General features: G+C 69.0%; 19 protein-coding genes. 9 read left to right on the top strand and 10 right to left on the bottom strand.

Annotated features, from left to right (window positions below):
- Positions 1–11 precede the first annotated feature (11 nt).
- The 6 genes from nifV to rpoN all read left to right on the top strand — a co-directional run bounded on the left by nifV (position 12) and on the right by rpoN (position 5,078).
- A complete protein-coding gene (gene nifV, locus Ga0609869_RS16520; protein WP_125403585.1) occupies positions 12–1,214 on the top strand; it encodes a homocitrate synthase in 1,203 nt (400 codons plus the stop codon).
- The gene (gene nifW / locus Ga0609869_RS16515; protein ID WP_125403584.1) at positions 1,211–1,543 is read left to right on the top strand and encodes a nitrogenase-stabilizing/protective protein NifW; all 333 of its coding nucleotides are present in this window, start codon (positions 1,211–1,213) and stop codon (positions 1,541–1,543) included. Before nifV ends, nifW begins: the two co-directional genes overlap by 4 nt.
- On the top strand, positions 1,540–2,310 hold the full coding sequence (modA, locus tag Ga0609869_RS16510; protein ID WP_125403583.1) for a molybdate ABC transporter substrate-binding protein: 771 nt from the start codon (positions 1,540–1,542) through the stop codon (positions 2,308–2,310). Before nifW ends, modA begins: the two co-directional genes overlap by 4 nt.
- Positions 2,307–3,020 (top strand): molybdate ABC transporter permease subunit, encoded by a 714-nt coding sequence (gene modB / locus Ga0609869_RS16505; protein ID WP_125403582.1) that lies wholly within the window; start codon positions 2,307–2,309, stop codon positions 3,018–3,020. The genes modA and modB overlap by 4 nt, the downstream gene beginning before the upstream one ends.
- Complete coding sequence (locus Ga0609869_RS16500; RefSeq protein ID WP_125403581.1) at positions 3,017–3,709, top strand: ATP-binding cassette domain-containing protein; 693 nt, start codon at positions 3,017–3,019, stop codon at positions 3,707–3,709. Before modB ends, Ga0609869_RS16500 begins: the two co-directional genes overlap by 4 nt.
- A 64-nt stretch (positions 3,710–3,773) precedes the next feature.
- A complete protein-coding gene (gene rpoN / locus Ga0609869_RS16495) occupies positions 3,774–5,078 on the top strand; it encodes an RNA polymerase factor sigma-54 (RefSeq protein ID WP_125403580.1) in 1,305 nt (434 codons plus the stop codon).
- Between the two features lie 3 nt (positions 5,079–5,081).
- Here rpoN and Ga0609869_RS16490 read toward each other — a convergent pair whose 3' ends face one another.
- Both Ga0609869_RS16490 and Ga0609869_RS16485 read right to left on the bottom strand, forming a co-directional pair.
- The gene (locus Ga0609869_RS16490) at positions 5,082–6,404 is read right to left on the bottom strand and encodes an ABC1 kinase family protein (protein ID WP_125403579.1); all 1,323 of its coding nucleotides are present in this window, start codon (positions 6,402–6,404) and stop codon (positions 5,082–5,084) included.
- A gap of 130 nt (positions 6,405–6,534) precedes the next feature.
- A complete protein-coding gene (locus Ga0609869_RS16485; RefSeq protein WP_369022876.1) occupies positions 6,535–9,246 on the bottom strand; it encodes a calcium-binding protein in 2,712 nt (903 codons plus the stop codon).
- 215 nt (positions 9,247–9,461) lie between these two features.
- Between Ga0609869_RS16485 and Ga0609869_RS16480 the strand changes: the two genes are divergently transcribed.
- From Ga0609869_RS16480 to Ga0609869_RS16470, 3 genes are read left to right on the top strand one after another with little or no spacing between them, the layout of a single operon-like run.
- Positions 9,462–10,445 (top strand): HlyD family secretion protein, encoded by a 984-nt coding sequence (locus Ga0609869_RS16480; RefSeq protein WP_125404475.1) that lies wholly within the window; start codon positions 9,462–9,464, stop codon positions 10,443–10,445.
- Complete coding sequence (rbbA, locus tag Ga0609869_RS16475) at positions 10,435–13,158, top strand: ribosome-associated ATPase/putative transporter RbbA (RefSeq protein WP_125404477.1); 2,724 nt, start codon at positions 10,435–10,437, stop codon at positions 13,156–13,158. The genes Ga0609869_RS16480 and rbbA overlap by 11 nt, the downstream gene beginning before the upstream one ends.
- A gap of 2 nt (positions 13,159–13,160) precedes the next feature.
- On the top strand, positions 13,161–14,288 hold the full coding sequence (locus tag Ga0609869_RS16470) for an ABC transporter permease (protein WP_125404479.1): 1,128 nt from the start codon (positions 13,161–13,163) through the stop codon (positions 14,286–14,288).
- 73 nt (positions 14,289–14,361) lie between these two features.
- Here the strand turns inward: Ga0609869_RS16470 and Ga0609869_RS16465 are convergent, their stop codons facing one another.
- From Ga0609869_RS16465 to Ga0609869_RS16430, 8 genes are all read right to left on the bottom strand, one after another.
- The gene (locus tag Ga0609869_RS16465; protein ID WP_125404481.1) at positions 14,362–16,023 is read right to left on the bottom strand and encodes a thiamine pyrophosphate-requiring protein; all 1,662 of its coding nucleotides are present in this window, start codon (positions 16,021–16,023) and stop codon (positions 14,362–14,364) included.
- Positions 16,024–16,027: 4 nt separating this feature from the next.
- Entirely contained in the window at positions 16,028–17,386 is a 1,359-nt protein-coding gene (locus Ga0609869_RS16460) for a TRAP transporter large permease (protein ID WP_125404483.1), read from the bottom strand.
- Entirely contained in the window at positions 17,379–17,900 is a 522-nt protein-coding gene (locus tag Ga0609869_RS16455; RefSeq protein WP_125404485.1) for a TRAP transporter small permease, read from the bottom strand. The genes Ga0609869_RS16460 and Ga0609869_RS16455 overlap by 8 nt, the downstream gene beginning before the upstream one ends.
- Complete coding sequence (locus tag Ga0609869_RS16450) at positions 17,901–18,938, bottom strand: TRAP transporter substrate-binding protein (protein WP_125404487.1); 1,038 nt, start codon at positions 18,936–18,938, stop codon at positions 17,901–17,903. It lies immediately after the preceding gene.
- A gap of 89 nt (positions 18,939–19,027) precedes the next feature.
- On the bottom strand, positions 19,028–21,136 hold the full coding sequence (locus tag Ga0609869_RS16445; protein ID WP_125404489.1) for a molybdopterin cofactor-binding domain-containing protein: 2,109 nt from the start codon (positions 21,134–21,136) through the stop codon (positions 19,028–19,030).
- 6 nt (positions 21,137–21,142) lie between these two features.
- Positions 21,143–21,589: a (2Fe-2S)-binding protein gene (locus Ga0609869_RS16440; protein WP_125404491.1), complete on the bottom strand. Its 447-nt coding sequence runs from the start codon at positions 21,587–21,589 to the stop codon at positions 21,143–21,145.
- Positions 21,590–21,623: 34 nt separating this feature from the next.
- A complete protein-coding gene (locus tag Ga0609869_RS16435; RefSeq protein ID WP_125404492.1) occupies positions 21,624–22,349 on the bottom strand; it encodes a hypothetical protein in 726 nt (241 codons plus the stop codon).
- A gap of 154 nt (positions 22,350–22,503) precedes the next feature.
- Positions 22,504–22,710 (bottom strand): cold-shock protein, encoded by a 207-nt coding sequence (locus Ga0609869_RS16430; RefSeq protein WP_125404494.1) that lies wholly within the window; start codon positions 22,708–22,710, stop codon positions 22,504–22,506.
- Positions 22,711–23,248 lie beyond the last annotated feature (538 nt).

The following is a 23,248-nucleotide window of genomic DNA, read 5'->3' as shown; positions in this document are numbered from 1 at the left end:
GGACCCCGCCGATGACCGCCCCCATCGCCCCCGACGATTTCCACCAAGCGCCCGCGCCGCTGATCTGCGACACGACGCTGCGCGATGGCGAGCAGGCCCCCGGAGTTGCCTTCTCGTCCGAGGAAAAGGCCGAGATCGCCGCCGCGCTGGATGCGGCCGGCGTGGCCGAGATCGAGCTGGGCGTCCCGGCGATGGGCATGGCCGAGGTCGTGGCGATGCGCGCGGCGGGCGCGCGGCTGACGCGGGCCCGCGGCGTCGCCTGGTGCCGGCTGCGCGAAGGCGATCTGGAAATGGCCGCGCTGACCGGCCTCGGCCGGCTGCACCTGACCGTCCCCGCCTCCGACCGTCATCTCGAAGGCAAGCTCGGCAAGAGCCGCGCCTGGGCGCTGGCCGAGCTTTCGCGCCTCGTGACGCTGGCCAGCGCGGCCGGTTTCGCCGTGTCCGTCGGTGCCGAGGATGCCTCGCGCGCCGATCCGCGCTTTCTGTCCGAGATCGCCCGTGCCGCCGCGCGCGCGGGTGCGATCCGCCTGCGCCTGGCCGATACGCTGGGCCTGATGGACCCCTTTGCCGCGCATGATCTCGTGGCCGGGCTGGCCGGCGGGCCGCTGCCGCTGGAGTTTCACGCGCATGACGACCTCGGGCTGGCCACGGCCAACACGCTGGCCGCCGCGCGCGCCGGGGCCACCCATCTGTCGGTCACGGTCAACGGGCTGGGCGAGCGCGCGGGCAACGCCGCGCTGGAACAGGTCGCCGCGGCGCTGGCGGTGCAGGCCCGCCCGACCGCCGTGGCCCTCGACCGGCTGTGCGATCTTTCGGCGCTGGTCGCCGGCGCGGCGGGCCGCCCGGTTTCGCCGACGCGCCCCATCGTCGGCAGCAACGTCTTCAGCCACGAATCCGGCATCCACGTGGACGGGCTGATGAAGGATCCGGCCACCTACGAGGCGCCCGTGCTCAGCCCCGCCCGGTTCGGGCGCGACCGGCGGATCGTGGTGGGCAAGCATTCGGGGCTGGCCGCGCTTTCGGGCGCCCTGGCCGAGGCGGGGCTGCCCTCGGACCCGGCGACCTCGCGCGCGGTGCTGCCGCTCTTGCGCGATTGGGCCACGCGCGAAAAGCGCACGGCGACCGCCGCCGATCTCGTGATGCTGACCGCCCGCGCCGAGGCGGTGTCGCGCCCGTCCGACCCGCTCGAACCCCAAGAAAGGATCCTGCCATGACCAGCCAAGCGCCGAAAAACGTGCTCGAACAGATGTACGCGCTGTCCTCTGCCGAGGACATCTTTACCTTCCTGCTCCTGCCCTACGACCAGGACGTCCTGAACCGTGCACGGCTGCATGTCATGAAACGGATGGGCGACTACCTGGCCAAGGTGAACCTCGACGAGCTTGACGATGACGGCGTCTTTCTCGAGGCGCGCAAGGCACTGAAGCGCGCCCATGCCGATTTCGAGAGGTCCACGCCGCGCCAGCAGAAGGCGCTCAAGATCTACACGCAATCGCGCGGCAACATGGTGCCTCTCGAAGGGCTCCGTCCGGTTTCCCGATGACCGGCAAGGCCGGCCGATCCCGCCGTCCCGCCATCGGCCCCCACGTCGCGGCGCTCGCGCTTTTGTTGACGGGCGCGGCGGCATGGGCCGATCCGCTGGTCTTCGCCGCGGCCTCGACGGGGCGGGCGATGGATGCGGTCATCGCAGCCTACGGCGCGGGGGTGACGACCTCTTACGCCGCCTCCGGCACGCTGGCCCGGCAGATCGAGCAAGGCGCGCCGGCCGACATGTTCCTGTCGGCCAATCCGAAATGGATGGCCCACCTGGTCGGGGCCGGGTTGATCCCCAAGGCGGACGTGACGCCGATCCTGTCCAACCGGCTGGTGCTGATCGCCCCTGCGGGCACCGGGCCGGTGGCACCCGACGACTTGGCCGCGCGGCTGGACGGCGAGCGCTTCGTGATGGCCGACCCCGTTTCCGCGCCGGTGGGCCGCTACGGTCAGTCCGCGATGGAGGAGATGGGCCTCTGGGCGACCGTCGCCCCGGCGCTGGCGCCCACGCGCAACACGGTGGCCACCGTCGCAGCGGTCGCCAGCGGCGAGGCTGCGCTGGGCCTTGTATACGCCTCCGACGCGATGGACGTGGAGGGGGTCGAGGTGGTTTTTGACATCCCCAAGGCGGCGCAACCCGAAATCCTGTACCTGATCGCGCCGACGGGACAGGGTGACGACGCCGAAGGCGCGGCCGCGTTCCTGGCGTTCCTGCAATCGCCCGCAGCGGCGGCGATCTTTGCCGATCACGGCTTTAGCGTGCCCGACGCGGAATGAACGCGCTGACCGGCATACTGGGCCTCAGCCCGTTCGAGGCCGAGGCGCTGGCGCTGTCGCTGAGGGCATCGACCGCGGCGGTGTTGTGGTCGCTGATCCCCGGCATCGCGCTGGGATGGCTGCTGGCGCGGCGCGAATTTCCCGGACGCGCGCTGCTGAATGCGTTCGTCCATTTGCCGCTGGTCCTGCCGCCGGTGGTGCTGGGCTATCTGCTGCTCGTGCTCTTCGGTCGAAACGGTGCGCTGGGCGGCCCGCTGCATGACATCTTCGGCATTCGTCTCGCGTTCTCGCAGGCCGGCGTGGTGCTGGCTTGTGCCGTGGTCTCATTCCCGCTCATGGTCCGCGCGATCCGGCAATCGGCGGAGGCGGCCGATGCGCGGCTTGAAGCTGCGGCGCGGTCGCTGGGCGCGTCGGAGACCAGGGTGTTTTTCACAATAACCCTGCCGCTGATGACGCCGGGCATCCTGGCGGGCATGACGCTGGCCTTTGCCCGCGCGGTGGGCGAATTCGGCGCAACGATCACCTTTGCCGCCAACATTCCCGGCCAGACCCAGACGCTTCCGCTGGCGCTGTTCACCGTCACCCAATCGCCGGGGGGCGAGGCGGCGGCGGTGCGGCTGTGCCTGTTGTCGCTGTTGCTGGCGGGCGGGGCGCTCTTGGCGTCGGAATGGATCGCCAAGCGGCTGAGCTGGCAGGAGGCGCGGGCATGATCGAGGTGGCCCTCGTCAAACGTCAGGGCGATTTCCTGCTGGAGGTCGATTTTTGCGCCCCCGCCGACGGCGTGCTGGGCCTTGTCGGGCCGTCGGGCGCGGGCAAGTCGACGCTGTTTTCCTGCCTTGCGGGCCATACCCGGCCCGACGCCGGGCGCATAGCGGTGCAGGGCCGGGTGCTGTACGACAGCGCCGCGGGCATCAACCTGCCGCCCGCGCGCCGCGGCATCGGGGTGATCTTTCAGGATGGGTTGCTGTTTCCCCATCTTTCGGTGCGGCGCAACCTGCGCTACGGCGCGCCCCGGCCCGACCCGGCGCTTGAGGCGCAACTGGTCGAGGTTCTGGCGCTCGGCCCGCTTTTGTCGCGCCGCCCCGGCGCGCTGTCGGGGGGCGAGCGGCAGCGGGTGGCGATCGGCCGGGCGCTGATGGCGCGGCCCGATCTGCTGCTGCTGGACGAGCCGCTGTCGGCGCTTGACGGCGGGCGCCGCGACGAGGTGATGCGCCTGCTGGAAGAGCTGCGGGCGACGACCTCGACGCCGATGATCTATATTTCGCACGCGGCCGAAGAGATCCGCCGCCTTGCCGACAGCGTGGTGACACTGCGCGGCGGACGGGTGGTGGCCGACTGCGCCGCTGGGCCGTCGCCCTGCGGCGGGCGCCGGGTGGCCGGGGCGGTACGATGGGTCTAGCAAGCCCGCGCCCCCGCGTCTGCGCGGCCGCTCGCCGGGCGGTAAAACGTGCTAGGCTGATGCCATGGAGATGATCGTCGCCCAGCGTCAGACCCAAGGTCTGGCCATGACTGCGAAAATGCAGGCTGCCTTGCGCATCCTGCAGATGACCAATCTCGATCTCTCCGCCCATCTCGCCGAGCAGGCGCTGGAAAATCCCTGCCTCGAGGTCACAATGCCCGATGCCGCACCGCCCCTGCCCACGGGCGTGGCCGGCGGTGCCCGCGCGCAGGATTGGGACGAGATCGCCGCGCTGGAAAGCGGCAAGCCCAGCCTTTACGCCCATGTCGCCGACCAGATCGCGCTGGCCTTTCCCGATGACGGCCCGCGCCGCGTCGCTATGGTCTTTGTCGAGGCGCTGGAGCCCACGGGATGGCTGGGCACGCCGGTCGAGGCGGTTGCCGCCTCCGCCCGGGTGGCGGTGCCGGTGGCCGAGGCGGTGCTGACGCGCCTGCATCAGCTTGAGCCTGCGGGGCTCTTCGCCCGCAGCCTGGCCGAATGCCTGAAATTGCAGGCCGAGGACAAGGGCCTGCTGACGTGGGAGCTTTCGGTCATCCTCGACAACCTCGCGCTGATCGCCGAGGGCCGGATCGACGACCTGGCCGAGATGTGCGACGGCACGCCGGCCGATGTGCGCGCCGCGCTGGCCGCGATCCGCGGGCTCGACCCCAAGCCGGGGCTTGCCTTTGCCGCCGCCGAGGCGCCGATCCTGCCGCCCGACCTGCGCGTTGTGCGCCGCGCCGATGGCTGGACGGTGGAGGTGAATCGCGGCAGCCTGCCCAGCTTGCGGATCCGCGAGGGGGCATTGACCTGGGCCGATGCCGAGGCGCTGGCCTATATGCGGCGGGCGCGCTCGTCCGCGCGCTGGCTGAAGCGGGCGATCGAGCGGCGGCAAGCCACGCTGCTGGCCACCGCCGCAGTACTGGTGCGCCACCAGGCGGCGTTTCTCGACGGCGGGCCGCGCCACCTGCGCCCGCTGACCGCCGAGGCCGTGGCCGAAGAACTGGAGCTGCACCCCAGCACGATCAGCCGCGCCGTGGCCGACCGGCTGATCGAGACGCCGCGGGGCACGCTGCCGCTCAGGGTGTTTTTCAGCCGCGCCGTCGCGCCGGGAAATGCCGAGGGCCCCTCGCAGGACGCTGCCATGGCGCTGGTGGGCGATATCGTGGCCGGCGAGGACCGGTCCAAGCCTCTCAGCGACGCGGCCATCGTGAAAAAGGCCACCGCGGCCGGTGTCCCGCTGGCCCGCCGGACCGTTGCGAAATACCGCGATCTCCTGGGGATACCGTCGTCCTATGACCGACGGCAGGCGGCGGCGTTGACGGCCTGAGCGTCAGAGGTGCCGCTCGATGATGCGGCCCAGATCCACCCGTGCGCCCAGCCGGCTGGCCAGCAGGTAGACGCCGCCGAACTTGCGCTGCATGAACAGCGTGTCCATCGGCGGGATGTGCCAGAAATCGCGGTCGGCGCCCAGCTCCATGCCCGCGTCGCGCATCCGCATCGCCAGGTCGTTTTGCGAGAAGTCGAAGACGCCGGGGCGGCGCAGCGGCTCCATCGACATCTCGAACATGTCGATCATCGTGTTCTGGTGCCGGGGCTTGGCGGTCTCGTCGAAAAAGCCGATTCCCATGATCGCTGCGCGCACCGCCTCGCGGTCGCCCTCCAGCCCAGCCCGCATCAGCCGGCTGAAGCCCTCGGAGATCTCCGGTGCGAATTCGCGCGTCGCGCCGAAGTCGAGCAGCAAGATCCGGCCGGTGTCCGGGTCGTAGCGGTAATTGGCGAAATTCGGGTCGGTCTGCATCAGCCGGAATTCGAACAACTCGCGGAACAAAAGCTCGATGAGGTGGGTCATCACCCGGTCGCGGGTGCCCTGGGGGGCGTCGTGCAGCGACTCAACCGGCACGCCCTCGACATAGGACATCGCCAGCACGTCGCGTGTGGTGAAATCGGCGTGCCGGCTGGGCACGACGAATTCGGGCGCGTCCGCCAGAAGCGAGGCGAAGCGTTCCAGGTAGTGCCCCTCGCGCTGGTAGTCGGCCTCTTCGTGCAACTGGCGCCTGGCCTCGTCCAGCATCGGCGCGATGTCCAGCTCTTTCGGCAGCACGCCGGACAGGCGCATCAGCGAGGCGACATTGCCCACGTCGCTGTCGATGCTGCGGCGCACGCCGGGGTACTGGATCTTGATCGCCAGGTCGCGCCCGTCCTTGGTCTGCGCCCGGTGGACCTGCCCGATCGAGGCCGCGGCGATCGGCCGGACGTTGAATTTTGAAAACCGTTTCAGCCAGTCGTCGCCCCAATTGGCGTTCAGCACGGTCTTGAGCTGGCTGGCAGGCATGTAATGGGCATCGGCCCTGAGCCGACCGAGGATTTCGGCGAGTTCCGGGGGCAGCATGTCGCCCGCATCCATCGAAATCAGCTGGCCCACCTTCATCGCCGCCCCGCGCATATGGGCCAGCCTGTCGGCCAGCTTGGCCGCGTTGGCCGGCGTCAGCACCAGATCCGACATGTTGGGCCGCTTGCCCTGGGCCATCTGGCGCGCGCCGTTCAGCGCCACGCCGCCGGCAATGTTCGAGGCGAGCCCCCCGAACCGCGCCAGCCGCGAAATGCGGCTGCTGGGAACGGGCAACGGGCGGGAGGAGTGTTTTTCCTGGGTCACGGGGGCGCGGGCTCTTGCTGAGGGGCGGACGAAAACGCTTGGCGGGGGCCGACAGCCCCCGCCTTGCAACGTCAGGTAGGTGCGCCCCCGCCCCACGACAATGTCGCAATGGTCGCAGGGCGGTTTCGGATCACGCCAGCAGGTCGAACACCTCGCCGCCGATCTCGATGTTCAGGCTGTCCTGCCCGCCGCCATCGACCAGCGCCCAGACGATCAGACCCGCAGGACGGTAGACGACGAACGCCTCCTGCACGTCGTCATCGCCCGACCGCCCGGTTTCGGGCGACGAGGTATGGGTGAACTGGACGTTGAAGTCGTCGGCCGAGGCCGTGGCATCGCCGAAGAGCAGCACGTCGCCCTCGGCGGCGGTGTAGTCCTGCACCCAGTCCGAGCCGTGGTTGGCGATGCCGAGGTGGTAAAAGCTGTCGGCCCCTGCGCCCCCGTTGATCCGGTCGTAGCCGAAGCCCCCGTTGACGAAATCGTCGCCGTCGCCGCCGAAGACGAGGTCGGACAGCGCCGAGCCGGTGATCACGTCGTTGCCGGCCTGCCCGCGCAGGTCGTCGGCGCCGAAGCCGCCGGCGATGGTGTCGTTGCCGCCCATGCCGAAGACAAGGTCGTTGCCATAGCCCGCGTCGATGCTGTCGTCGCCCGCGCCGCCGTAGATCTCGTCGCGCCGGTCGGCAGAGGTTGCGCCGCCCTCGATCGTGTCGTCGCCGTCGCCGCCGTTGATGAAATCGGTGCCGTCACCGCCCTCGATGGTGTCGTCGCCGCCATTGCCGATCAGCGTGTCGGCCCCGCCGAGGCCGCGGATCGTGTCCGGCCCGTCGCCGCCCTCCAGCTCGTCATCGCCGGGCGTGCCTGTCAGGGTCTCGCCGATCGTGCCGCCCCCGGCCAGTTCCGAGGCGGTGACGGTGCGGTCGGCGAATTCGAAGCTTTCGACTTCGGCCACGTTGTCGGTGCCCAGCGCCGAGGTGAGGATAAAGGCGTCGCCGTCCTGTGACACCTCGACATCGGCGAGGTCGATATCGAACACGGCGGTGTCGTCGCCTGCCCCGCCGCGGATGAAATCGTCGCCGCCGCCGCCTTCGATCCTGTCGTTGCCGGCGTCGCCGTACAGCCCTTCGCCAAAGGTGTCGCCGCCGCGGATCGTGTCGTCGCCGTCGCCGCCGTTGACGTAGTAGGTAAAGCTATCCGACGCGGTGATGTCGTCGTCGCCGCCATTGCCGTAAACGATGCCCCAGGGCGCATCGACGCCCGCCGCGTCACCCTCGGGCATGACGATGGTCTCGGCCTCGTCGGTGCCGGCCACGGTGACGTCGAACCGATCGATGGCGTCGAGGTCGGTGACGACCTGAAGCGTGCCGATCTCGTCGAAATCCTCGGTGTACCAACTTACCTGCTCGATGCCGAAATCGCCTGCGTCGTCCTGGTGGATGATTGTAGTGTGGCCGTAGGTGGTTTCGCGCACCAGCGTGTCGCCACGGTTGACGAAGGTCAGCGCGTCGCGGCCCGGGTGGTCGATCACCTCCAGCGTGTCGAACCCGCCGGAATCGAAGATGTTCACGGTGTTCTCGGTGATGCCGTCGATGGTGTAGTAATCGTCGCCCTCGCCGCCATCCAGGGTGTCGTCGCCGCCGTGGCCCCGGAAATAATTGTCGCCATCGGTGCCCGAAATGTCGTCGTCGAACTCGGTGCCGCGCACCCCTTCGATGGAGATCAGCGTGTCGCTGTCGCCGAACCCGTCGGTCGCGGTGCCCGCGGCCAGGTCGACGGTGATGCCGGCGGTGGCGCCCGCGGTGTCGTCGCGGTCATAGCGGGCCACGTCAAACCCGCCGCGCCCGTCGAGGATGTCGTCGCCGGCACGGCCGATCAGCTGATTGTCGCCGTCGTCGCCGCGCAACTCGTCGTCGTATTCGCCGCCGCGGGCGCGCTCGATCGATATCAGCGTGTCGGTGCCGCCATCGCCATCGGATGCGGTGCCTGCGGCCAGATCGACCGTCACGGACCCGCCGGCACCCGAATAGCTGACCTGATCAAGGTCGTCACCGCCATCGACCGTGTCATCGCCGGCGCCGGGTTCGATGTAGTCGAAGCCCGCACCGCCCTCGAGCCTGTCGTCGCCGTCACCGCCGATGAGTGAATCGTTTCCGCCTTCGCCGCGCAGGCGCACGCCGACATGGCTGCCGGTAATGCTGTCGTCGAACCGGGTGCCGCGAATGTCCTCGATGCCGGAAAACGTGTCGGTGTCGCCGAACCCGTCGGTCGCGGTGCCGGCGATCATGTCGACCACGACCCCGGCCTCGCCGCCGTAAGCCGCGTCGTTGTTGTAGCGCAGCGAATCCCAGCCGTCGCCGCCATTGATCACGTCATCGCCCGCCAGCGGCGCCCAGAGTTCGCCATTGCCGGTCGAGGCGCCGCCGGTAAAGGTGTCGCTGTCCGGGGTGCCCTCGAAATAGTGGGTGTAGGTGAAGGTGTCGTTGATCAGACCCGGATTTCCCGAGGTCACCGTGCCGCTGCCATTGCCGCTTGTGATCGTGACGGTGATCCCGCCGGTGCCTTCGAGATCGGCATAGGAGATGTCGATCCCTTCGCCATCGCCGTAGATCGCCGAATTGCCGAGGATCGTGTTGTTGCCGAAGCCGGGGCGGATGTAGTCGCCGAAGCCCTCGGTCGTGCTGTCGCCTTCGGAGGCGTCGAGCGTGTCGTCGCCGTCGCCGCCGCGCAGATCATCGCGCCCGGTGCCGCCGTCGATCTGGTCGTTGCCTTCCAGCCCTTGGATGAAATCGTCTTCCGGCGTGCCGTTCAGAATGTCGTTGCCTTCGGTTCCAAGAATATCGGCCATAAAACTGTCCCCCGAAATGAACCGGTATTTGCTACCGTTGGTTTAGGTTTTGAAAAGTAACCGATTCTTTTTTCTGCGCCAAACTGTCGCACATTGTTGCCGCGCGAACGTGAAGCGACCCCCACCGCCCGGCCGCGTCGACCCTTCCAAAACCGAACCGGGCGGTTTAGTCATCGGAATGTCCTCCGACCCCGCAACCGTCGGAAGGGAGTCGCATGAACCGTCGCTATTTCATTCTTCTGGTCCTCGTCGCGTTGGTCGCTGGCGGTGCGCTGCTGTGGCGCGAGGCGCAGAACGGCGCGGTGCCCGAGGGGTTTGCCCTGTCCAACGGCCGGATCGAGGCCGAGCGGGTGGACGTGGCCACCCAGTTTGCCGGGCGGCTGGCCGAGATCATGGTGCGCGAAGGCGATATGGTCGAGGCGGGGCAGGACCTCGCCCGGCTCGATTCCAAGCAGCTTCAGGCCCAGCTGCGCGAGGCCGAGGCCGGCGTGCGCGCCGCCGAGCAGGGGTTGGCCGAGGCCCGCGCCGTGCTGGCGGAACGCCAAAGCGCGCTGACCTTTGCCCGGCAGGAACTGCACCGGGCCGAGACCCTGGGCGAGCGCGGCTACGCGCCCGGAGAGACGGTGGACATGCGCCGGTCGGAGCTGGCCTCGGCAGAGGCGGCGGTCGCGTCAGCGGAGGCCGGGATCGCCACGGCCGAGGCCAGGATCGAAGCGGCGCGGGCCACCGTGGACCGGCTGAACGCCGACCTGGCGGATTATTCCCTGGCCGCGCCGCGCGCGGGGCGCGTGCAATACGTGCTGGCCAAAACCGGCGAGGTGCTGCCGGCCGGGGCCAAGGTGGTGACGTTGCTCGACCTCACGGACGTGTCGATGACCGTCTATTTGCCCACCTCCGCCGCCGGACGTCTGGCTTACGGCGCCGAGGCGCGGCTGATCTTCGATGCCGCACCGCAATTCGTGGTTCCGGCCAGCGTCACCTTCGTGGCGAGCGAGGCGCAGTTTACCCCGAAATACGTCGAGACGGCGGAAGAGCGCGAAAACCTGACGTTTCGGGTCAAGCTGACAATCGCGCCCGAGATATTGGCCGTCTATCGCAACGTGGTGAAAAGCGGCGTGCCCGGCGTGGCCTATGTGCGTGTCGACCCCTCGGCCGACTGGCCGGCCGAGCTGGCCGTGAACCTGCCCGATGGCGGCTGAGCCGGTCGCCGAAGCCGCCGGGCTGAGCCACCGCTACGGCGCAAAGGCGGCGCTGAGCGACGTTTCCCTCACGCTGCCGGCCGGCCGAATGGTCGGGCTGATCGGGCCCGACGGGGTGGGCAAATCTACCCTGCTGGGCCTTTTGGCGGGGGTGCGGCGGCTGCAGGCGGGCCGGTTACAGGTCCTGGGGGGCGATATCGCCGAGGCCGCCCACCGCCGGGCGGTGCTGCCGCGCATCGCCTACATGCCACAGGGTTTGGGCCGCAACCTTTACCCCACGCTGTCGGTGCGCGAGAACCTCGACTTTTTCGGGCGGCTGTTCGGGCAGGGGCCCGACGAACGCGCCTGGCGCATCGACGAGTTGTTGGCCGGCACCGGGCTTTCGCCCTTTCCCGACCGCCCGGCCGGGCAGCTTTCGGGCGGCATGAAGCAAAAGCTCGCGCTCTGCTGCGCGCTGATCCACGACCCCGACCTGCTTGTCCTCGACGAGCCCACCACCGGTGTCGATCCACTGTCGCGCCGCCAGTTCTGGGATCTCATCGCCCGTATCCGCGCCCGCCGCCCGGGGATGAGCGTGGCCACCGCCACCGCCTATATGTCCGAGGCCGAGGGGTTCGAGCACCTGATCGCAATGGACGCGGGCAGGGTGCTGGCCTCTGGCGGCCCGGCGGATATCAAGTCCCAGACCGGGGCCGACACGCTGGAAGCCGCCTTTATCGCGCTTCTGCCCGAGGATCGGCGCGACGGGCATCAGGGTGTGGTTCTGCCGCCCCGGCCGTCCGACGGCCACGTACCGGCGATCGAGGCCGAGGGGCTGACCAAGCGGTTCGGCGATTTCACCGCTGTCGATCATGTGGATTTCCGCATCGAAAAGGGCGAGATCTTCGGTTTTCTCGGCTCGAACGGGTGCGGCAAGACGACCACGATGAAGATGCTCACCGGCCTGCTGCACCCCTCAGAAGGTCGGGCGCGGTTGTTCGGCAAGCCGGTAAAGAGCGGCGATCTGTCGATCCGGCGGCGGGTCGGGTACATGTCGCAATCCTTCTCGCTCTATTCCGAACTGACGGTGCGGCAGAACCTGATGCTGCATGCCCAGCTTTTTCAGCTTGCGACCGCCGAGCGCGCCCCGCGCGTGGCCGAACTGCTGGACCGGTTCGACCTTGTCGGCGTGGCCCACCAGCGCGCGCCCAACCTGCCGCTGGGGGTGCGCCAGCGGCTGCAACTGGCCGTCGCGGTGCTGCACCGGCCCGAGATGCTGATCCTCGACGAGCCCACCAGCGGGGTCGACCCGGTGGCGCGCGACCGGTTCTGGGAGCTGTTGATCGAGCTTTCGCGCCGCGACGGGGTGACGATTTTCATCTCGACCCATTTCATGAACGAAGCCGAGCGCTGCGACCGCATCTCGCTGATGCATGCGGGGCGGGTGCTGGCCATGGGCCCGCCCGGCCGGCTGTGCGAGGAAATCGGCGTGCCAAGCCTGGAAGAGGCGTTCATCGCCCACCTCGAAAAGGAGGCCGAAGACGCGGCGCCCGAGCCCGATGTGCCGCGCACCGCCGCTGACACGGCCCGCCGGCCCGCCCGCGCAGTCTTTTCGCCGTCCCGCGCCTGGGCGTTCGCGCGGCGCGAGGCGACCGAGCTGATGCGCGACCGCATCCGCCTGGCCTTTGCGCTGATCGGGCCGATGGTGCTGATGCTGGCCATGGGTTACGGCATCTCGTTCGATGTCGAGAACCTGCGCTACGGCGTGCTCGACCAGGACCAAAGCCGCGAAAGCCGCGGCTTTCTGCGCCAGCTGTCAAGTTCGCGTTACTTCGATGAACAGGCGCCGATTGCCAGCCTGTCTGCCGTCGATACGCGGCTGAAACGCGGCGACATGACCATGGCGGTGATCGTGCCCCCCGGCTTTGGCCGCGACCTGCTGGCCGCTCGGGGCCCGGAGGTGGCGATCTGGCTCGACGGGGCCAACACCGTGCGGGCCGAGACCGCGAGGCGCTACGCCGAGGCGGCGTTCCAGGATTTCCTGATCGAGCTTTCCCAGGACGAGACGGGCATCACGCCCCGGCCGTCGGCCGCCGAGATCGCGCCGCGCTTTCGCTACAACCAGGCCTTCGTGTCGGCGCAGGCGATCCCGCCCGGGGTGCTGATGTTGATGCTGATGATGATCCCGACGATGATGACCGCGCTCAGCATCGTGCGGGAAAAGGAAATCGGGTCTATCACCAATTTCTCGGCGGCGCCCGTGGGCAAGATGGAGTTCCTAACAGGCAAGCAGCTCCCCTATGTCGCGGTGGCGATGGTCAGTTTCGCCCTGTTGCTGGCGATGCTCGGCGCGGTTTTCGGGCTGGGGATCAAGGGCGACCCGCTGGCGCTGGTCGCCGGCGTGGCGCTTTACGTCACGGCGGCGACGGGCTTTGGCCTGGTCATCTCCAGCTTCGTGCGGTCGCAGATCGCCGCGATCTTCGGCAGCGCGATCATCGTGGTGATCCCGGCGGTCAATTTCTCGGGAATGCTTTACCCGGTTGCGACCATGCAGGGCCCGGCCGCGATTGTCGGCCACGCCTTTCCAACGCTCTACTTCCAGCGCATCAGCACCGGCGTGTTCAACAAGGGCCTGGGCCTCGGTGATCTGTGGACGAACCACCTGGTGCTGTTCGGCTTTTGCGCGGTGTTCTGGGCGCTGGCGGCGGTGTTGCTGCGCAAGCAGGAGGCCTGAGTATGCTGCGCGCGCTGCACAACATCTTTCGCCTTGGCATCAAGGAGCTTTTCAGCCTTGCCCGCGACCCGGTTCTGGTGGTGCTGATCCTCTATACCTTCACCGTTGCGGTGGCCGTGGTGTCCAAGGGGGTGCAGACCGAGGTGCGCAACGCCGCCATCGCCATCGTCGACGAAGACCGCTCTTCGGTTTCCGCGCGGTTGCGCGGGGCGTTCCTGCCGCCCTATTTCCAGCCGCCGCAGCTGATCGGTTACGAAGAGATGGACCGGCTGCTCGACTCGGGCAGGGTGAGTTTTGTTCTGGTCATCCCCGAAGGGTTCGAGCGCGATCTGCTGACCGATCGTGCGCCGGTGCTGCAACTGAACGTGGATGCCACGGCGATGACCCTGGCCGGCAACGGCACGGCCTATGTTCAGCGTATCGTGCAAGAGGAAATCGCAAGGTTCCTGTCGCGCGCCGAGGCCACGACGGACTATCCAGCCTCCATCGTGCCCCGGGCGCGTTTCAACCCCAACCTCCATTCGGTGTGGTTCCTGGCCGTCAACCAGGTGATCAACAATGTCAGTATCCTGGCCGTGGTGCTGTCGGGCGCGGCGGTGATCCGCGAGCGCGAGCATGGCACGATCGAGCATCTGCTGGTCATGCCGGTCACCTCGCTGGAGATCATGCTGTCCAAGGTCTGGGCCAACGGGCTGGTCATCGTGTTCGCCGCGGTGGCCTCGCTCTTTGCGGTGGTGCAGGGGGCTTTGGGCGTGCCGGTGCCCGGCTCTCTGGCGGTGTTTGCGCTGGGCGCGGCGGTCTATCTCTTCGCCGCCACGTCGCTGGGGATCATGCTGTCGACGATCGCGACGACGATGCCGCAATTCGGGCTGCTGGCGATTCCGGTTTTCATGATCCTGTTCCTGCTGTCGGGCGGGATCACGCCGCTGGAGGCGATGCCCGACGGGCTGAGGCTTGCCATGCAGGCCTCGCCCGCCAGCCATTTCACGGCGTTTTCGCAGGCGGTGCTATATCGGGGGGCGGGGCTTTCGCTGGTCTGGCCGCAGCTTCTGGCGATGGCGGGGATCGGCGCGGCGTTCTTCGCCTTCGCGCTGATGCGGTTCCGCGCGACGATGGCGGCGGTGCGGTAGGGTCTTGCGCATGGCTGCCCGGCGCAAAAGCCGGGCGGGGCGACTGATCGGTGCGCCACATAACGGCGACCGCCTAATCGGGCTCCACCTGCACGTCGAGCAGCGCCAGCCGCCCGTCGGCCACCGCGGCCAGCCCGTCGGCGATGGCCGCGTCCAGCTCTTCTGCCCGCTCAACCCGCCGCGCCCAGGCACGGCTGGCCTGGGCCGTCTGGCAAAAATCGGGGCTGGGGGCGAGGCCGGTCAGCGGCATCGCGTTGGTCTTGGCCGCCATGCCCTCGGGGTAGAGCTGGGCCACCGAGGCGCGCACGGCGCCCCATTCGGCGTTGTTGACCACCACGACCAGCAAGGCGAGGCCCAGCGCCTCGGCGATCTGGTGGCAGGCGGTGGGGTTGGCAAAGATATAGCTGCCATCGCCCATGGTGGCGACCACCACGCGGTCCGGGGCGGCCAGCTTGGCCCCCATCGCGGCTGGAAACGCCCAGCCGAGCCCGCCTGAATGCGGCTCCTGGAACCAGCTTCGATGCGTCCGGCGGGGCAGGGCGGATAGTGGCACGCCGAGTTCGGAAAAGACGGTGGTCTCGTCGTCCAGCGCGTGGCCCAGCGCCGCGGCCACCTGGGCCTTGGTCAGCCGGCCCGGCGAAGGTGCCGCGGGCACGGGACGGGCGGCGAGGCGGGCGCGGCGCGCTTCGGCGGTGGAGCCTGGTGGCCGGTCCGCCATGGCGCCGATCAGGGCGGGCAGGGCGGCGGCCGTCTCGCCGGCAATGGCCAGATCGGCGGGAAAGCTGCGCATCGGAAACCGCGCGAAAAGCGGGTCCGGCCCGAGTTGGATGACCTTGGCGCCGGGCGCCAACGGGTGCTTGTCGGGCCACCAGGGGGCCAGCGCGTTGACCACCAGCACCACGTCGGCGTCGGCGAGGTACGGGCCCGGATCGGCGCCGACATGGCACGGGTGATCCGTGGCGATGGCCAGATGGGTGGCCCACCACGAGGCGACGGGCATCGCCCAGTCCGACGCCCATTGCCCGAAGGCGGCAAAGGCCGCGGCGCTGCCGCAGCCGCGCTGGGCGATGACCAGCGGGCGTTGGGCGCTTGCCAGCCAATCGGCAGCGGTCCTCAGCGCGGCGGGGTCGGGGGCGACCCCGGCGGGACGCAGCGTGGGCGGCGCGGCGACGGCCTCGGCGGGCAATTCCTCGCACAAGACCTCGCGCGGCAGCGACAGGTAGACGGGGCCCTTGGGCGTGGACTGGGCAATCGCGTGAGCGCGGTCGAGAACCGGCCCGATCTGCTCGGGGAAGCGCAGTTCGTAGTCCCATTTGCAGGCCTCGCGCACCAGCGCGGCCTGGTCGAACATCTCCTGCCCCCAGCCGATCGGCACCGTGCGCGCGCCGAAGCGGCCGCCCTCGGCAACCGGGGTGCGTCCCGACATCAGGATCATCGGCACATGCTCGCAGGCCGCGTTGATCGCCCCGATGGCGCCGTTGGCCAGCCCGACATTGGTGTGCAGCATCACCGCCTGGGGCCGGCCGGTCATCAGCCACACGCCGTGGGCCATGCCCATCGCCGCGTGTTCGTGCGGGCAGGCGATGGCGCGCGGCAGGCGCTGCCCATCGGCCATGGCGCGGGCGAGCCCCTCGATGATCGGCGGGAAATCCGTGCCGGAATTGACAAAGACGTAATCGACCCCCAGCGCGCCCAGCCGGGGAAAGATCGCCGACCCCGCGGTGATTTGCGCCATCGCCCTAGCCCCCCAGCACGCGCGGCAGCCACAGTGTGAGCGCCGGGAAGGCAAGGATCAGCGTCACGCGCACCAGTTCGGCACCGAAGAAGGGCATTACGCCCTTGAAGGTCTCGATCATGGGCGTGTCGCGGGCCAGCGCCGAGATAACGAAGACATTCATGCCCACCGGCGGCGTTATCAGCCCCAGTTCCACCACGACAAGGGCGAGGATGCCGAACCAGATCTTCAGGTCGTCGGTGCTCATCCCATAGCCCGCGCCCTCGGCCATCTGGTAGAGGCCGCCGTTGATCTCGACCAGCACCGGCCAGAAGAACGGGATAACGAGCAGGATCATCGACAGGCTGTCCATCAGGCAGCCCAGCAGGATCAGCGCCAGCAAGAGCAAAACCATCACCGTCATGGGTGCCATCCCCGAGGCGACGATCCATTCGGCCGTGGCCTGGGGCAGCCCGACGCGGGACATGAAGATCTTCATCAGCTCCGCGCCCAGCAGGATCAGGTAGATCATCCCCGTGGTCGAGGCGGTTTCCAACAGCGAGTCGCGCATCGCGCCGAGGCCCAGCCGGCCGCGCAGGGTGCCGTAGAGCCAGACCAGGAACACGCCTACCGCCGCGCCAGGCGTGGGGTTGTAAAAGCCGCCGTAGATGCCGCCCAGCACGATCGCGAAGATCGCCAGCACCGGCATCACCCCGATGGTGGCCGCGCGGAACTCGGCCCCGTCCAGCGCCCCTGTCGCCGGCCCCGCCGAGGGGCGGATCGTCACGTAGGCCGCGATGGTCAGCAGAAACAGGATCACCGCCAGCGCGCCGGGCAGCATCGCGGCCATGAACATGGTCACGATGTTGGCCTCGACGATGATCGCATAGATGATCAGAACGACCGAGGGCGGGATCAGGATGCCCAGCACCCCGCCGGCGGCCAGCGTCCCGGTGGCCAGCGCGCCGGAGTAGTTGTAGCGTTTCAGCTCGGGCAGGGCGACCTTGCCCATGGTCGACGCCGTGGCCAGCGACGAGCCGCAGACCGCGCCGAAGCCCGCGCAGGCGGCAATGGCCGCCATCGCGGTGCCGCCCCGCATCCAGCCAAGCCAGGCATTGCCCGCCCTGAACAGCGCGCTCGACAGTCCCGCCTTTGACGCGATGGCGCCCATCAGCACGAACATCGGCACGACGCTGAGGTCGTAGATCGAGAACTGCCCGTAGGCCAGCGTCTTGAGCTGGTTCAACATCAGTGCCGGGCCGTTGACCAGCGCGATGCCGATGCCGCCCACCAGGATCATTGCGTAGGCGATGGGCATCCGCAGCGCGATCAGGACGATCAGCACGACAAGCCCGCCTAGCCCCATGGACAGGGCGTCAATCATTGCGGTCTCCGTCGATGCGCCCCTCGGCGGCCTCGATCAGGGTCATCGCCGCGGCAAGTGCCAGAAGGCCCAGCGAGACGAGGATCGGCACGAACGCGGTCCAGATCGGGAACTGCAATATCGTCGTGGTGTAGCCGTATTCGCGCTGGTCCCCCATGCCCAGCCACATGCGCCACAGCAACAACAGCGCAAAGAGCAGCGCCACGGCCGAGGCGGCCAGCCGGAACCGGGCGATCCAGCGCGGGGCCGCGCCCATGGTGAAGATGTCGGCGGTGACGTTCTTGCCGGTCAACTGGCAATAGGGCAGGAAGGCGAAGGCGGCGATGCCCACGCCCACCTGGGTCATCTCGAAATCGCCCGGGAAGGGTTTCCAGATAACGCCGCCGATCACCGACAGCACGTTCATGGCCACCACGGCAAGCAGCAAGACACCGCCCAAAACCGCCCATGCGGTGATCATGTACGCGGCCACCGCGGCGACCCCGCGGCGGCGCTCGGCGGCGGACGGCGCCATTCAGCGGCTGCCGTGCTCTTCGATCAGCGCGCGGGCCTTTTCGACCAGCGCGGCGCCGTCGATCCCCTTGCCCGAGACCTCGTCGATCCAGCGTTCGACCACGGGCTCAAGCGCGGTGCGGAAGGCGGCGGTCTCTTCCTCGCTCAGCACGATATGTTCGTTGCCGGCCTTGGTGGCCAGCCCGATGCCGAAATCTTCGGTCGACCGCCAGACCTCGCCCACCTTTTTCAGCCAGTCCGGCCCCGAGGCATCGCGAAAGGCCTTTTGCACATCTTCGGGCAGGCTGTCCCAGCGGGCCTTGTTCATGGAAACCTGAAAGGTGGTGGTGCCGAACCGTGCCTGGTCGGCGCCCTCGATCTGGTATTCGGTCTGCTCCTGGATCTTGAGCGGCGGGATGATCTCGAACGGGATCAGCGCGCCATCGACCACGCCCTTTTGCAGGGCCTGCGGCAGTTCGGGCACCGGCATGGCGACGGGCGTGGCCCCCAGCGCCTCGAGAACCCATGCGCCGGTGCGGGTGGGGATGCGCATCTTCTTTCCCGCCAGGTCGGCCGGGCTGCGCACGGGCGTGTTGCGCATATGGATCGCCTGGCCCGAATGGACATGCAGGAACATCACCTCGACGCCCTTGTATTCCTCTGCCAGGTCGCTTTCGAACATGTCGTAGAGCGCGAGGTTGGCGGCCACCGGGTCGTTGACGTAGACGAAGGGCAACTCCATCACCTCGGTGCGCGGGAACAGGCCAGGGGTATACCCGTTCACCGTCCAGACCAGATCGACCACGCCGTCGCGCACCTGGTTGATCAGTTCCGGCGGGCGGCCGCCCAGCGTCATCGACGGGAAGATCTCGATCTTCACCTTGCCGCCGGCGTTCTCTTCGACCTGCCGGGCCCAGGGCGCCAGCATCTCGCTATGGGACGGCGCCTTGGCGCCGAGGAAGTGGTGCAGTTTGAACGTGTACTCCTGTGCCGAGGCGGCGGTGCCGGTCAGTGCCAGGATGCCCGTGGCCAGTGCAGCCTTCAGGATCGTGCGTCTCATAACGTTTCCTCCCTGTCTGAGACTTTTCGCCTACCATACGGGTTTTGACGCCCCTGCCTAGGGCCTCAGTCCGAGCGTTTCAGTCGGTTTTATGCAAAGCGCACAGCGTGATGCAGCGGCAGGCGGCGGTGGCGCTCGCCCGTCAGAGCGAACAGCGCATTGGCCAGCGCCGGGGCGGCGGGGGGCGTTGCGGGCTCGCCCACGCCGGCGGGCTTGCCGCCGCTTTGAAGGATGCAGGTCTCGATGGCGGGAAGCTGTCCGAGGCGCAGTTCGCGGGAGCTGTCGAAATTGGCTTGTTCGACGGCGCCGCCGGCCAGCGTGATCTCGCCGTAGATCGCGGCCGAAAGACCGAAAAGCGCGCCAGAGACGATCTGCGCCTCGACGATGCCCGGGTCGAGGGCGCGGCCCACGTCCATGGCGCAGCAAAGCCGTTCGAGGCGGATGCCGGCCTCGGTCCGGCAAATTTCGACAACCTGCGCAGTGGGGGCCCCGAAAGACCAGCAGAACGCCACCCCGCGGGCATGGCCGGGCGGGGGCGGTGTGCCCCAGCCGGCGATTTCGGCGGCCCTCTCCAGCACCTTGGCGGCGCGTGCGCTTTCGCCCCGCATCAGGTTCAGCCGCATCTCGACCGGGTCCAGCCCGGCGGCGGCGGCGATTTCGTCAAGGAAGCTTTCCAGAAAGAAGGTGTTGTGCGAATAGCCCACCGAGCGCCACGACCCCACCGGGATGCCGATATCGGCCCGATAGCCGCGAGCGCGAAAATCCGCGATCGCGTAGGGCTGGTCGAAGGCGCCCTCCAGCAACATCTTGTCGGGGCCGGGCGGCACGTAGCCGACCACCCGCCGGGCCTGTTCGGCCAAGACCGAAGGCCCGGCGATATCGAGGCTCAGCGCCGCGGGACCGCTTGCCCCCGCTTGCCCCCGCAGCCGGGCGATCATGGCGGGGCGGTAGAAGTCATGGGACATATCCTCTGCCCGGCTCCAGGCGAGGCAGACCGGGCGGCCGGGCACGGCGCGGGCCAGCCGCGCGGCCTGGTCGGAAAAGTCGAACTCGGCCCGCCGCCCGAAACCGCCGCCCATCGGGGTGACATGCAGCGTCACGTCGCGGGGCTTGAGGCCGACGGCCCTGGCCGCCCTTTCGCGCGCCAGCAGCGGCGCCTGGGTGCCGGCCCAGAGCGTCAGGCGTCCATCGCCGTAAAGCGCCGTGGCGGTCATCGGCTCCATCGTGGCATGGGCGAGATAGGGGACACGGTATTCGGCCTCGATAGGCTTTTCGGCGCCAAGCGCGGCCTCGACATCGCCGCGCCGGCCCAGCGTGACAGTCGGGCGCCGGTCGAAGGCCGCCGCGATGGCGCCGAAGGCGGCGTCGGTGTCGGCCGGGCCGCTGGCCGGGCCCCAATCGGGTGCCAACGCCCGCGCGGCGCGCATCGCCGTCCAGGTGTCTCGGGCGATGACACCGACACCGGCGCCAATCTCGACGACCTTCACCACCCCCGGTATCGCCAGCGCGGGCCCGGCGTCGACGCCCCGCAGCGTGCCGCCGAAATGCGGGCACATCCGCACCGTGGCAAACAGCATCCCCTCGGCGCGGATGTCGCCGGCATAGCGGGTGCGGCCATGCACCTTGTCGGCCATGTCGGGCCGGGGCAGGGCGCGGCCCAGCAGGCGCCAGTCGCGGCTGGGTTTGAGCCGTGGCCGGCGCGGCGGGCGCTGCTTCGCCGCCGCCGCGGCCAGTGCGGCGTAAGGCAGGCGCGTGCCGTCCGGGGCGACCACCGCGCCGTCCTGGGTGCGCAGGGTCTCGGGCGGCTGGCCCAGGCGCCTTGCGGCCGCGGCCACCAGCATCGCCCGCGCCGCGGCGCCGGCCCTGCGCATGCGCAGATAGGCGTCGCGCGTCGAGGTCGACCCGCCGGTGATCTGCATGCCCATCAGCCGCCCCGTCACGCGCATCGCGCCGGCGGCCCACCGGGTGAGCCGTGTCTCACGATAGGCGGCAAAGGGCAGACCCGCCACCAGCAACGCGCCGTTGGCATAGCTCCGCGAGGGGGCGCCGTGGGCCACCGAGAAGCTGCCCCAGTCGAGGTCCATCTCCTCGGCCACCAGCGCGGCCAGCGTCGTCTGCACACCCTGGCCCATCTCGGCGCGGGGCACGATCACCGTGATCGTCTCGCCATCGATCTCGACATAGGGTGTCAGGCGCACCACAACTCAGCCCTCGCGCAGTTGCCGGGCGGCATGGTGGATCGCGGCGCGGATGCGCGGGCCGGTGCCGCAGCGGCAGATATGCCCGGCCATGGCGGCGTCGATCTCGGCATCGGTGGGGCTGTCGGTGCGGGCCAGAAGGGCCGCCGCCGCCATCACGTGGCCCGGCTGGCAATAGCCGCATTGCGCCACCTGATGCGCAATCCAGGCATCCTGCACCGGGCCGGCGGCCAGCCCCTCGATGGTGGTCACCTCGGCGCTGACCTTGCCTACGGGCAGTTGGCACGCGGCCACCGCCCGGCCCGCCACATGTACCGTGCACGCCCCGCACAGCCCCGTGCCGCAGCCATATTTGGTGCCGGTCAGACCGAGGACATCGCGCAGCACCCACAAGAGCGGCATCGCGGGGTCGGCGTCGACGCGGTGGCGTGTGCCGTTGACCGTTATCTGCATGGGCCGCCTTGCCTCTCGGCGTGTCGGGGGTGGTTCAGCCGTCGGCGGGCGGGTCGCCGGCCGCCTCTTGCCTGTCGGCCAGCACCAGCGCGAGGATCAGCGCGCCCAGATAGCCGTAGAACCCGGCCGCAACGCCGGTGGTCAGCATCGGTGGCAGCACCGTGGAAACGAGGTAGAGAACGACCTCCGCCGCGATCCCCGCCACCGCGGCCAGCAGCGCGGCGGCCAGCAGCGTCTCAAGGTAGGTGCCCTGGAACGCGCGCCACGCGGCGCGCGGCCCCATCGTGTCGCCCAGCGCCGCGGTGCGCAGCATTGGCGAGAACCGCAATAGCAGCGCGCCGAGGGCGAGGGCGACCAATGGCAGCCCGGCCGCGCCGGCCACCATGCTGGGCAGCGCCAGCGGCAACAGGCGCGTCAGCACCCTGGTATGGACGGGCGTCCAGGGCCAGAGCCGCGCGTCGGGCACGTCTGCCAGCGTCCGCGCCAGCGCGGTGAAAAGCAAAACGCCGGGGACCATCAGGAGCACCGGCACCAGCAGGAAGAAGGCCATCGCGCGCGGCGAGGTGGCCACGGGGCCCGCCACCACGAACGCCTCGCCCGGCAGAACTGCCGCCAGCGCGCCTGCGATCAGTGCCACGGGAAGGAACGGCAGCAGGCCGAGGGTCAAGAGCCGCGCCCGGCCGGTCAGGCGGCGCAGGCTCCTCGTGACCATCTCCAGCGCGTTGGGCAGGAGGTCGGCAACTGAATGATCGGCACTCATGGCGGTGTCCCTTTCATCTGGCGAGGCCCGGGGCGGGTTTAGCCTAGCGGGCCGGCGGTCGAAAGGGCAGGGGGCAGCGGCGTGGCGCGACGAATAGCCTGAACGAAAAAGGGCGCCCGGTGACGGGCGCCCTTAAGATCGGTCGAGGGGCGGTTTACGCCAGGGCGATGTTGGTCGCGCTCTCGCGGCCGTCGCGGCCGGCCTCGATGTCGAAGGTCACTTTCTGGTTGTCGGCGAGCGTGCGCAGGCCGGCGCGCTCCAGCGCGGTGATGTGCACGAACACATCCTTGCTGCTGCCATCGGGGGCAATGAAGCCGTAACCTTTAGTTTCGTTGAACCATTTCACGGTGCCAGTGGCCATCCGTCGTCTCCTAGTTTCATGCCACTCGCGGAAGTGCAGCGGCCCGGCTCTGTCAGTCGTCGATCGAGGTAACTGACAGCCGTTTGAAGGGAGACAGTGGTCGAAAGTCGTAACGTCGCGCACCTATACTTGGGGGCTTTGCCGAGTCGTTGCAAGAAAAATCGGCGGAGTTTTCCCCGGCCGGGCGCGTTGAAGGCGCGCATAGAATACCGACAGGAAGAGCAAACAGGCGCGAAACGGCATCGCCGCCACCCGAAAGAAGCCGACAAACAATCCCCGCCGAAAAAGCGGCGCTCTACGGACCGGGCGATGATCTGAACCCTGGTGCGGGGCGGTCCGTTCTGCCGCGCGGGCGGCAGGGCGAGATCGCCCTTGCCGACATCCGCGGCATGGGCGGCGTTGGCCTGTTCGACACCGGATTCGATCTTGGACACGGTCCCCTCCTCGATGTCCTGCTGGGAGGGGACCGGGGAGCCACGTGTTCCAAACGGAGGGCCGGCCCGTGCCAACGGGTCGCGCCGAGCCGCCTGACGGGGGA

It is taken from the genome of Rhodovulum iodosum, from assembly GCF_041020385.1.
Taxonomy (GTDB): Bacteria; Pseudomonadota; Alphaproteobacteria; order Rhodobacterales; family Rhodobacteraceae; genus Rhodovulum; species Rhodovulum iodosum.
Note: the sequence above shows the minus strand (reverse complement) of the source record. Positions and strands in the feature narration are given on the sequence as shown.